General features: G+C 39.8%; 7 protein-coding genes. 5 read left to right on the top strand and 2 right to left on the bottom strand.

Annotated elements, in window-relative coordinates:
* Both LV83_RS07490 and LV83_RS07485 read right to left on the bottom strand, forming a co-directional pair.
* A partial coding sequence (locus LV83_RS07490; RefSeq protein ID WP_146613697.1) for a beta strand repeat-containing protein occupies window positions 1-2,645 on the bottom strand: 2,645 nt, incomplete at its 3' end.
* 472 nt (window positions 2,646-3,117) lie between these two features.
* Window positions 3,118-3,564 (bottom strand): helix-turn-helix domain-containing protein, encoded by a 447-nt coding sequence (locus LV83_RS07485; RefSeq protein WP_111610912.1) that lies wholly within the window; start codon window positions 3,562-3,564, stop codon window positions 3,118-3,120.
* Window positions 3,565-4,487: 923 nt separating this feature from the next.
* Here LV83_RS07485 and LV83_RS07475 point away from each other — a divergent pair.
* The 5 genes from LV83_RS07475 to LV83_RS07455 all read left to right on the top strand — a co-directional run bounded on the left by LV83_RS07475 (window position 4,488) and on the right by LV83_RS07455 (window position 12,387).
* On the top strand, window positions 4,488-5,729 hold the full coding sequence (locus LV83_RS07475; protein ID WP_111610910.1) for a GAF domain-containing sensor histidine kinase: 1,242 nt from the start codon (window positions 4,488-4,490) through the stop codon (window positions 5,727-5,729).
* Between the two features lie 254 nt (window positions 5,730-5,983).
* A complete protein-coding gene (locus LV83_RS07470) occupies window positions 5,984-6,394 on the top strand; it encodes a hypothetical protein (protein ID WP_111610909.1) in 411 nt (136 codons plus the stop codon).
* A gap of 275 nt (window positions 6,395-6,669) precedes the next feature.
* Window positions 6,670-7,758: an efflux RND transporter periplasmic adaptor subunit gene (locus LV83_RS07465; RefSeq protein ID WP_111610908.1), complete on the top strand. Its 1,089-nt coding sequence runs from the start codon at window positions 6,670-6,672 to the stop codon at window positions 7,756-7,758.
* A 29-nt stretch (window positions 7,759-7,787) separates the two neighbouring features.
* Window positions 7,788-10,955 (top strand): efflux RND transporter permease subunit, encoded by a 3,168-nt coding sequence (locus tag LV83_RS07460; RefSeq protein WP_111610907.1) that lies wholly within the window; start codon window positions 7,788-7,790, stop codon window positions 10,953-10,955.
* Window positions 10,948-12,387: a TolC family protein gene (locus LV83_RS07455; RefSeq protein ID WP_111610906.1), complete on the top strand. Its 1,440-nt coding sequence runs from the start codon at window positions 10,948-10,950 to the stop codon at window positions 12,385-12,387. Before LV83_RS07460 ends, LV83_RS07455 begins: the two co-directional genes overlap by 8 nt.
* The last annotated feature ends 37 nt before the right edge of the window (window positions 12,388-12,424 follow it).

The raw sequence follows: 12,424 nt of genomic DNA, 5'->3' as shown, positions 1-12,424 counted from the left end.
AAGCCGGAAAGACTACCGTTGGCTACCGTTAAATCAGCACTTGAAAATCCTGTAACCGCTTCTGAGAAAGTAATCGTTACCTGGCTCGTTTCACCAGCTGTCAATTGGGTATCGGCAACCACTATTGTCGATGTCGGAAGCTGGTTATCAACTCTGGCATTGCTGGTATCGGCAGTCGTGGTTGCAAGACTTGAATTATTGGTAGCAGTCACACTCACATTACGGTTGAAGGCATCAATCGCACCTGCGGTAATTGTATAAGTGGCTGTCCACGTATCACTACTATTTGTTGCTGCAACCGCAGATCCACCTCCAAATTGCGAAAAGTCTATTGTGACCGAACTGATAACATCACTGTTGTTGTCACCTCCATTAGTATTGTTCCAAGAGGCAGTTACAGTATCACCAATTTTGAAAGCACCGCCTGTGCCTGATGCTCCGGATATACTGATATTCGAATCAGTTACAATAGGACCAGAACTCGCTGTAATAAAACTCTCCACTCCCCCATAGCTAGTTCCCACACTATTTGTTGCATAGGCTTGATAATAGTAAGTCGTGGAAGCTGTTAACCCTGTGATCGCTTCGCTAAATACACCCGTTCCGCTTCCATCACTTACATTAGTCACACCACTTTCACCGATGGTTGGTGTATTATCTGAGGTAGAATAAACAAAACCTCGGGCTGTGACAGCAGCTCCTCCGTCGGCTGTGACGTTACCACCTAAAGTTGATGAAGTTGCTGTGATTGAAGATGCGGCTGAGGTGCTGAGTGTTGGCGCTGTATTGCTAGTTGCCATTGAGGCCCAATTGATATCATCCATGCCTAAGTTGGCAATATCCGTTCCTGTTATTACTACTTTATCAACATCATCAAAACTTGAGTTGGGAGTAAAAATAGAATTCATTCCTGCCACAGAAAAACTTTGGGAACCTGTTGAACTATTGTTTTTAAAGCCTTCAATTGACAGATTGTACGTAAATGCATAGCAATTAAAAAGGTTGTTAAACTTGATGGTTCCAAGGTCAATTTCATTTCCACTTACGATTTCTATTGTCCAGGTAGTGGCTGTATTAATTCCAGCGGTTAGATCACCAAATCCAGTATTGTTACATCCCCATGTATCAGTAGTTCGATATCTATTACTTGTAGGCACTCCTCCTGAAACTGTAAACTTAAATGTTTCACCATTACTGTCGATGGTATAAGGATTGCCAAGATCTTGATTGTCTATATATCCCTTTCCATCAAAGGTGATTATTGCTGAAGAACTTGATTCTGCACTAGTCCCAAAGCTCTCCACTCCCCCATAGCTAGTTCCCACACTATTTGTTGCATAGGCTTGATAATAGTAAGTCGTGGAAGCTGTTAATCCTGTGATTGCTTCGCTAAAGGTCCCCGTCCCGCTTCCATCACTTACATTAGTCACACCACTTTCACCTATTGTCGGCGTATTGTCTGAGATAGAATAAACAAAACCTCGTGCTGACACTGATGCTCCGCCGTCAGCGCTTACATTACCATTTAGGGTAGCTCCGCTCGCAGTGATGGAAGTTGCTGCTGAGGTTGTGAGGGTTGGCGTTACAACTGTAGATGGTATGACATAAGCCACATTATCTAAATAAAAATTTATATCTGCAGCTTCAATCCATACCTCATCAATATTCGAAAAATTAGGGTTTCCAGAGACATCAATACTTCCGTTAAAAGTCACATTTACTGTACTACCAACTTGTGCCCCATTTCTACGTGCTTTTAAAGTCCCACTGGTGCTTGCTCCTACTCCAGCTTCCTGCAAGTATATACTCGATAAGGTAAATTCACTGCCGTCATGCCTGCTTATGGTCCATTTTGTAATACCACCAATATCTTGGTTATTATCATATAACGCACCTGTTCCTCCAGCCCCTTCGTTTGATTTAAAAGTTATCAAATCATTTGTGGCTGCAGAGTTTATTTCAAAATTCAATGGTCCAATAGCAGTAGACTTACCCAAAGTATTAGAAATAGTATTTGTTATTCCTAAAGCATTAAAATTTAGTGTCGCAGGCCCTGAAGGCACTGCTCCTGAAACTATATTGTTTAATGTTATATTTCTTATAGTAAAAGCATCTACAGAAACGGTGCTTGGATTAATTGTTATTTCAATTTCCGAAACTCCTGTTACCGGCAATGAGGCATTATTATCAAAAAAAGCACCTATAGAAACTCCAGACGTTGAAGATGTAAGCGATTTTGTTGCATTTAATGTCATGGTACGGATAATTGTACCTACAGAATTTTTAAAAACAATTTTTGTGTTGGTTGTGTAATCAGCCGCTGAAGCAGGATCTAAAAAATTAAAAATGCTCATATCGTTTACATCAAAAGATATGGAGTTTACCCCATCGGCCTTTAGAGTGATTACATCTGTGCCTCCTGCAGTGGTTAATTTTGAAAAAAGCTCTGACCCCACTACAGAATTCGTAGTTCCTGTAGCATTATTACTGACCACTAGGACAGAATTTGTTGAAATCGTTTTAAATCCAGTCCCAGCGGAATTATCAGATCCCAACCCTCTAAACTGAGTGAAAGACTGAGCATCGATTTGAAATGCAGAAAGATATAAAACAAAAAATATTGAAAGTTGAACAATTTTTTTCATCAGGGTGATTTTTTTTATTGTTGTGATACAGAATGGAGCACTCGTATTTGTATTATAATCCTCGCTACCATTCTCAAGTCCACGGAGCTTGAATTGGGCTATACAAAGTGAACTCAACGGGGACTTTAAATAGCTAGACATGCGATTGGACCAAAGGAAGAATTTCTCCATATTCTGCTGGGTTATTCGATTTTTTGAAATCAGATTAGGATCGAAAAGTACTCGAAAAAGCCACCTTTGCACACAATATCCTGTTGCAAATACCGTTTTTGAAACAAGAACTTAGTGAACCACGATTTAGGGTTTACGAACTACAAAAAGTAGCCGATCAGTGAACTAGACTTTTTTGACTTAAAAATGATTTTTTGGATTTTTTAGAAAAAATGAACCCAACTTTAGTGAGTTTTGTAAGATCTCAAAAAAAAAATCGATCAGAATTCTAAAAAATCATAAACAAAATTCCGACAGTTTATCACACTTCATTTTCCTGAAAGGCGCGCCAAAAGTCCCTTGGACTTTTGTAGTATTTTTTCTTGAAAGCATTAAAAAATGTGGTCCGGCTACTAAAGCCACACCATCCTCCCAAAGCTTCCAAAGTATAGACGTCTAAGTAGCCTTCTTCGATCATCTCTTTGGCTAAACAAACCCGGTAATCATTTAGAAAACTTTTAAAATCAGTCTCAAAAAAATATTTGAAATATTTCGGCAGCTCTCGTACGGAAATTCCTAACTTCTTTGACAAATTACCAACCGTAAGATTTTGAACCTTAAAAATTTGCTCCTTTTCAAAGAGTTTTAAAATCTGTTCCCTAACTGTTTCGTCCAATTGTTCATCCCTACTAAACGCAAACTTGCCTTGGGAACGAAGTGTTTCCGACTGACTGTCAGGCCTAATATTTGATTTTTCGTTACGTGACATTTTAGAATAAGGTAATTCTGATCAAAAAAACCCGATCTAGATTTAAATAATTGTAAATACTGAGTAAACCGCGGCAACTAGGATCAAAACAAAAGAGCAGGGCGGTAATATAAACTAGTGGGCTTCCTGACAGCATTGAATAATCTGCCCCAAGCCCCTTTTCAAACCAATGGACGATAGCCAAGATATAAAGGCTATAAATAAGCAAAGACCAACCCAAGAAATGGTTTCTTATCCCTCCTAGATTCCCTTTACGGATTAGTATAATGGCATTTACTATCAAAAATGAAAGAAAATAGATTTTTAAAAATAAAACTATAAACATAAAGATAAAACGATTATCTTAAAATAATTGGTACTTTAAGCTATCTGCCAATTCTTATTTCCAAAAAATAGCATTTCTATCAAAGAAATACAATTTTGATGATTTGAAAATCATAAATACTTAATTATGCCACGATTTTAATAGAATGGGTAGTTATGCATTTACAGATTTTTAATAAAAAATATTCAACTACTATTTTTCTGTTATTTTAAAAAAACACTAGTGTTATCTGCGTCTATTACGAGACTATTACTTCAAGAATTAGTGCAGGGTTTTTCAAAACAGGCCCCCAAGATTTCTATGTAATTTAATCCCACAGCTATTCGTCTTCACGCTCCTGAACACTAAGCCAAGACTGTATCGGAGACTAAAAATACTTGATAAATTTAGAAATCAAAAGGCAAATTTATGCTTGAATTATTGATTTCAGGCTTATAAATAAACTAAACAAAAAGTATTACAAGGTGTTGTAAATCACTATTCTGCATTTCATACAAGTAAAAATGAAACTTTTAATTTACAGGAAATATTCGATTCTAATTGTTTGGAAACAAGGGTGATTTAATACTTAATTCGCCAAATAAATCGCCCAAATATCATGATCAATCTCCTAGAAAAAAAAGTGACAAATCCCATCCCAGAGAATGAGATGGAAAGGTTGTTAGAGCTAAGTAACCTAGATTTAGATTATACGGATTTGGAAGAATCCCTATCTGATCTTACTAAGCTTGCTGCAAAAATTGCAGGGACAGAAATCTCTCTGGTCAATCTAATCGATACCTACACGCAATGGACAGTTTCTTCCTTCGGAATTGAAATAGCACAAATGCCCCGTGAAGAATCTATCTGCCAATATGTGATCCAAGGTCCTCAGGTAAATGAATTAGAAATAGATGATTTGGCTGAAGACGAGCGATTCAAAGACAAATTCTATGTCGCAAGCGACCCAAACCTCAGGTATTACTATGGGATTCCACTGAAACTTAATGATGAAGTCAGCTTAGGAGCACTGTGTGTGTTAGACACTCATTATAAGGAGATCAGCCCTGAGAAAAAGGAGATGCTTTCAATTATTGCCAAGGAAGTCGTAAACAGACTCAAAATTTATAAAGCTGTAGAAGGGCTTCAGAATAGGGTTCACGAAACTCAGCAAGTGAAAAACAAAGTAGCGCATGATATACGTGGCCCAATTGGAGGAATAATCGGCTTGGCGGAGATCATCCATGCTCAGGGTGATGATAACAAATTGGAAGAAGTATTGGAATTCATAAATCTGATCAGGAAAAGTGGCAAATCCCTTTTGGAATTGGCGGATGAGATTTTGACTCAGGACTATGAAGTAAGCAAAGGCAGAAAAAAAGTGGCCCCTGCTGAGGGTGAGTTTACGCTGAATACAGTGAAAGATAAGATCAAAACCATGTTTGATCCTCAAGCCTTAGTCAAGCAAATCCAATTTGAAATTGAAGTGGATGCTCCTAATGCAGAAGTACCGATTCCTAAGAATAAAATTCTGCAGATTTTAGGGAATTTAGTGTCCAACTCAATGAAATTCACCCCTTATGGAGGTGAAATACAGGTGAAATTAGACCTTTTAATCAATGATGTTGAAAGAAAACTGATTTTTGAAGTAATAGATAGTGGTGCTGGAATGGAGGAAGATAAAATTCAAGAGATACTCAGTGGAAACTCCACCTCTACAGATGGATCCTTGGGAGAAAAAGGCTATGGTTTTGGATTAAACCTTGTTTTTCATCTAGTCAAGTCTCTGAAAGGAAAAGTGGAATTGGAATCCAAATCAGGCTTTGGAACGAGCTTTAAAGTTGAAATTCCATTAAAGTAATAAACTATCAAGAAATCTATAGTCGATTTTGATATACTGACGCGAGTTCGAATTTAATCTATTCAAATTTTCAGTAATAGCCCTGTAAGCAAATTGTTTACAGGGCTTTATCATTATCAGATTAATTCACCTTTTAGTTGGTAGACACAAAAAGTACACAATTAAATTATTGTCAATAAAACCGATGATTGATTGATAATATTTAAGCAATAGCACTTGAATTCGATGAAAACGTTATATAAGTTTGTGACCAAATGGCAACATATTTAGTTAGATTCCTTTTATCGCTGAGTATTCTTATATCGAGTGGCTATAGTTCAATCTATGCCAGTATTGATACTAAAAATACCTTGGATAGCAACGGTCTCTCCTTTGAGAGTAGCCTCGGAGTCAACAATACAGACCAGCATCCTTTATCCTTTTCTACTACCAAAGAGCATGGTACTGATATCTTCACCGTCAACAATTCGAAGATAGAGGAGGAAGACGATGAGCTTGCCAATAACCATAGTTTTTTAGATGGGTCTCAATTCGACGCCGCTTACTTTACGCGGATTTTCAATTTTCTTTTCCGTGATTCTTCACATGACTTGCATTTCAGCAAGTTCATCCCCAATCCAAACAAACATCGTAAACATATTGTAATTCAGGTATTTAGGATATAATACCTTACTTTTTTAGGCAAAGACTCAACTTTGCCAACACTCCCCCATTTCCAGATTACACCTTAGAACCATTAGCCCAAAGCTTATGCAGTTCGACGGATTCTGTGTATTCCCTATACACAACCAACCAAAATCACCCGGAAACTAGTATCGTTTTTATCAAATCAACCTATGAAATCAACCATGGCTTAATCATACACGAGTATGATTTAAAGCAATAAGAGATTCCTCCCGATAGCTATCGGGATGGCCTTCAAAAGACAACTAATAATTATATGAAAAATCAAATTCTCATGCTCTTGAGCCTGTGCGGCTCATTATTGATTGCAAGCTGTAACTCACACAGAGAAGAGCATCATGAGGCCGAAACCACATTTCTGGTTACCAGCCCTTTAATAATGGATACATTAATCACCAAGGATTATGTCTCCCAAATCCATTCTATCCAACATATTGAGCTACGTGCCCAAGAAAGAGGATACTTGCAAAAAATCTATGTAGATGAAGGCCAATTTGTAAAAAAAGGTCAGCTCATGTTCAAGATCATGCCGAAGCTCTATGAAGCTGAGCAGCAAAGTGCCAAAGCAGAAGTGGATTTTGCTGAGATCGAATACCAAAACACCAAAACGCTTGCCAACAGAAATATCGTTGCACCCAATGAATTGGCAATGGCAAAAGCTAAACTAGCTAAAGCTCAAGCAGAACTTGCTCTTGCAGAAGTTCATTTACAGTTTACTGAAATCCGAGCCCCATTTGATGGTATCGTGGGTCGATTCCTTGTAAGAGAGGGAAGTTTACTCGAGGAAGGTGAATTGTTATCTGATTTTTCTGACAACAGCAAAATGTGGGTTTACTACAACGTACCCGAAGCAGAATATCTAGAATACAAAGCGGAAGTAAAAGGTGATGAAGATGTGATTGTCAAGCTATTGATGGCAAATAACAAGCACTTCCCCTACCCTGGAGTGGTCGAGACTATAGAAGCGACCTTCAATAACGAAACTGGCAACATTGCTTTCAGAGCTACTTTCCCAAATCCTGACGGTCTTTTGAGACATGGAGAAACCGGTAATATCGAGATGGGTATTCCTTTGTTAGGCGCTATGTTGATCCCGCAAAAAGCAACTTTTGAAGTACTTGATAAAAAGTATGTTTTCGTGGTGGATGAGGAAAATAAAATCCGATCAAGAGAAGTCAGCATCGCTGCGGAGATTCCACACATTTTTGTGATTTCAGCAGGCTTGGAGAAGACCGACAAAATCCTACTTGAAGGACTACGACTGGTTAGAGAAAATGAAGAGATTCATTATGAATTCGTGCAGCCTCACACAGCATTGTCTCAGCTAGACTTGTATGCAGAGTAGTCCATTATTTCCTAAAACCAGAAAAACTGATGTTTAACACATTCATAAAAAGACCAGTCCTCGCGATTGTGATTTCGATCATAATCGTATTCGTGGGATCGCTGTCTATTAATCAGCTCCCCATATCGCAGTTCCCTCCGATTGCCCCTACTACCGTAAGTATTTTCATAGCCTATCCCGGATCTAGTGCAAACGTACTTGTTGAGTCCACTTTGATCACCTTGGAAAACGCCATTAATGGCGTGCAGGATATGAGATACATGGCAACAGACGCTACCAGCGCCGGTGAAGCAACGATCAACGTTATCTTCGAACCTGGCACCGATCCTAATCAAGCAGTTATTCGAGTCAAGACCAGAGTAGATCAGGTCATGCCTCTTCTTCCGGAATTGGTACAGCGGGAAGGTGTAATTATTACACCTATCCAACCTAGTATGTTGATGTATGTCAACTTGTATTCTACGAGCGAATCTATGGATGAGAAATTCCTGTACAACTACGCTAATGTGAATATGATCCCTGAGATCAACCGGATAAAAGGGGTGGCAAGATCACAAATATTAGGTAGTCGTACCTATGCCATGCGAGTTTGGCTAAATCCAGATCGTATGCGTGCTTACAATATCTCTGTGGATGAGGTAATGGAAGCGATGCAAGAGCAAAGTATAGTGGGAAGACCGGGTCGAATAGGCCAAAGCTCTGGTATAGAAGCGCAATCACTGGAATATGTACTGACCTATAAAGGGCGATTCAGTAAAGCTGAGGAATACGATAACATCATCATCCGAGCAAATTCAGAAGGTGAATCTATCAAACTGAAAGACATTGCACGTACAGAATTGGGGAGTGAATTCTTTGATATTTATTCCAATTTGGATGGCAAGCCATCAGCTGCAATTGTCTTGAAGCAAAACTACGGGAGCAATGCGAGTGATGTAATAGATGAAGTAAAGGCGAAACTGGATGTAATGAAAGAATCATTTCCTCCGGGGATGGATTACAGTATCAGTTATGACGTATCCCGATTCTTGGACGCTTCTACAGAGCAGGTGATCCATACACTTCGAGATGCATTTATCCTGGTCGCCTTAGTCGTATTTATTTTCTTGGGTGATTGGCGATCGACGCTGATTCCTATTATTGCGGTGCCTGTATCACTGATTGGAGCCTTCTTCGTCCTTCAGATGTTTGGTCTCTCGATCAACATTATTACGCTTTTTGCCTTGGTACTTGCCATCGGTATAGTGGTCGATGACGCGATTGTAGTGGTGGAAGCCGTGCATGCCAAGATGGAGGAAATGCCACACTTGTCACCCTATCAGGCTGTAAAAAGAGTGTTGGGAGAAATATCCGGTGCAATCATCGCGATCACTGCGGTAATGGTATCTGTATTCTTGCCTATCTCATTCATGAGCGGACCAGTTGGTACTTTCTACCGTCAGTTCTCCATTACTATGGCGAGCTCCATAGTAATCTCAGCAATCATTGCGTTGACGCTGACCCCTGTACTTTGCGCGATGCTCTTGAAAAATCACCATGGAAAAGAGCGGAAGAGAAATCTATTAACAAAAGCTTTGGATGGCTTCAATAGCGGTTTTGATAAGTTGACTGGAAAATATGTGGGTTTACTTAGAGCTATGGTTAGCCGAAAATGGCTCACTTGGGCAATTCTATTACTCTTTGGAGCTGGTATAATTTTCGAAAATGAGATCCTACCAGCAGGCTTTATCCCAAGTGAAGATCAGGGAACTATCTACGCCATCATCCAAACGCCTCCAGGCTCTACTCTGGAGCGTACCAACCAGGTTTCCCAGAATCTTCAGAAAATATGTGAAGAGATCGATGGGGTAGAATCTGTTTCATCCCTTGCAGGATATGAGATCATGACAGAAGGTCGTGGCTCCAATGCTGGTACTTGTTTGATCAACCTCAAACCTTGGGGAGAACGCAAGCACACCGTAAAAGAAATCATGGAGGAGCTGGAAGAAGAGTCTAAAAACCTAGGAGCTGTTGTAGAATTCTTCGAACCACCAGCTATCCCTGGCTTCGGTTCATCTGGTGGATTCTCCCTACGACTCTTGGACCAGACCACAACTACTGATTATCAGGATTTTGATAAGATCAACCAGAAATTCATGGATGACTTACGTGCTCGTAAAGAGATTACTGGCTTGTTCACATTCTTTGCAGCAAACTATCCTCAATATGAATTGGAGATTGATAACGACAAGGCCATGCAAAAGGGAGTATCTATCGGAAAAGCGATGGAAAACCTTGACATACTCATCGGTAGTACCTATGAGCAGGGCTTTATTCGATTTGGTAGATTCTTTAAAGTATATGTTCAGTCAGATCCTGAGTTTAGAAAACTGCCATCAGATGTCATGAACTTGTTTGTGAAAAATGAGTCAGGAGAAATGGTGCCTTATTCAGCCTTCATGACTATGAAAAAAACTCAAGGCCCGAATGAGATTACCAGATTCAACATGTACAATTCAGCATCTATTCGAGGGCTTCCGGCTCCAGGCTATACCACCGCGGATGCCATTCAGGCAATTAGAGAGGTATCTGCTCAGACTTTGCCTAGAGGATATGACATTGCATGGGAAGGGCTTTCGTATGATGAATCCAATAGAGGTAACGAAGCGCTTTATGTATTCTTGATCGTATTGATCTTCGTGTACTTTGTATTAGCAGCCCAGTATGAGAGCTTTATTATTCCTCTCGCCGTTGTATTCTCACTTCCGGCAGGGGTATTTGGTTCCTTCTTCTTGCTGAAAATGATGGGACTGGATAACGATATTTATGCTCAGATAGGACTTATCATGCTAGTCGGTCTATTGGGTAAAAATGCCGTCCTAATTGTAGAATTTGCGGTGCAAAAGCGCCAAGAAGGTTTATCCATTTTTGAAGCTGCCATTGAAGGTGCTAGAGTTCGATTCCGACCTATCTTGATGACCTCCTTTGCCTTTATCGCAGGTTTGATTCCGTTAATCGTTGCTTCTGGAGCAGGAGCTATTGGCAACCATACAATCGGAGCATCAGCACTTGGAGGCATGCTATTCGGTACCATATTCGGGGTAATCATTGTCCCTGGCTTATACTTCATTTTCGCTAGTTTGGCTGATGGCCGTCACCTGATCAAGAATGAAGATGAGACTCCATTGTCCGAACAAAAACAACATTCACATGCTTAAGAGAATCCTATATATATGCCTAGGGGCAGCATCTTTAACCCTAGCGGTGTCTGGCTGCAAAACCCCGGAGTTAATACAAAAAGACATTAATAATGAAGTACCTGAGAGCTTTGCAAATGGCTCTCAGGACACTACTAATACAGCTTCTAAAGTTATATGGCAGGACTATTTTACTGATCCATATCTGAAAGCCCTGATTGATACTGCTTTGAGCAACAATCAGGAATTGAACATCACCTTGCAGGAAATTCAGATTGCCCAGAATGAAATAAGAGTTCGTAAAGGTGAAATCTTGCCTTCAGTAAATATTGGTGCAGCGGCAGGTATGGACAAAGTAGGGCGATACACTAGTCAAGGCGCTAATGATGCCAATACGGATATCAAGCCTGGTAAAGAAATGCCTGATCCATTGCAAGATTACATGCTTGGAGCCTACGCCACTTGGGAGGTCGATATCTGGCACAAACTTAGAAATGCTAAAAAATCTGCATTGACCAGATATTTGGCAAGTGTGGAAGGCAAAAACTTCATGGTGACCAACCTGATCTCAGAGATTGCTAATTCTTACTTTGAATTACTAGCTCTTGACAATGAGCTGGCCATAGTTCAGCAAAACATCGAGATTCAAAACAATGCCTTGGAGATTGTAAAATATCAAAAAGATGCAGCGAGAGTTACTGAATTGGCTGTGCGTAGATTTCAGGCTCAGGTGCTTAACACTACGAGTCTACAATATGGTATTCAGCAGGAAATCATAGAGGTAGAGAATAGAATTAACTTCCTGGTAGGTAGATTCCCTCAGCATGTTGATAGAAACCCGAATGCCTTTGGAGAGCTAATCCCAAAAACAATTCAAGCGGGTATCCCTGCCCAGCTGTTGGCAAACAGACCAGATATCAGGCAAGCTGAGCTGGAATTAGCAGCTTCAAAGATTGATATCCAAGTTGCTAAAGCTGATTTCTACCCATCTCTTGCAATCACTGCAGGAGTAGGTTTTAATGCATTCAATCCACGCTACATCTTCACTTCACCAGAATCGTTGATTTATTCCCTTGCTGGGGAATTAGTCGCTCCGTTGATCAATAGAAATGCGATAAAAGCGAGGTATTTGACTGCGAATGCTAAGCAGGTCCAAGCCATTTACAATTATGAGCAAACCATTTTGAATGCCTATATCGAAGTAGCCAATCAGCTTGCTAAAATTAACAATTTGGAACAAACCTATGACTTAAAGTCTCAGGAAGTAGAAGCGCTGACGCAGTCAGTCGATATCTCCAACGAACTCTTCAACTCTGCAAGAGCAGATTACATGGAGGTTCTTTTAACCCAAAGAGATGCACTTGAATCCAAGTTTGAACTGATCGAAACCAAGATGAAACAAATGAATGCAACCGTGAATATTTACCAAGCTCTCGGTGGTGGATGGAAATAAAATTGGTTGATTAAAGGTTGAACATCTATCCATCTAA

The sequence above is a fragment of the Algoriphagus yeomjeoni genome (genome assembly GCF_003259505.1).
Taxonomy (GTDB): Bacteria; Bacteroidota; Bacteroidia; order Cytophagales; family Cyclobacteriaceae; genus Algoriphagus; species Algoriphagus yeomjeoni.
Note: the sequence above shows the minus strand (reverse complement) of the source record. Positions and strands in the feature narration are given on the sequence as shown.

Coding starts and splice junctions, on each gene's coding strand:
- LV83_RS07465 (WP_111610908.1), top strand. CDS start 6,670: ATGAAAAATCAAATTCTCATGCTCTTGAGCCTGTGCGGCTCATTATTG.
- LV83_RS07460 (WP_111610907.1), top strand. CDS start 7,788: ATGTTTAACACATTCATAAAAAGACCAGTCCTCGCGATTGTGATTTCG.
- LV83_RS07475 (WP_111610910.1), top strand. CDS start 4,488: ATGATCAATCTCCTAGAAAAAAAAGTGACAAATCCCATCCCAGAGAAT.
- LV83_RS07485 (WP_111610912.1), bottom strand. CDS start 3,564: ATGTCACGTAACGAAAAATCAAATATTAGGCCTGACAGTCAGTCGGAA.
- LV83_RS07470 (WP_111610909.1), top strand. CDS start 5,984: ATGGCAACATATTTAGTTAGATTCCTTTTATCGCTGAGTATTCTTATA.
- LV83_RS07455 (WP_111610906.1), top strand. CDS start 10,948: ATGCTTAAGAGAATCCTATATATATGCCTAGGGGCAGCATCTTTAACC.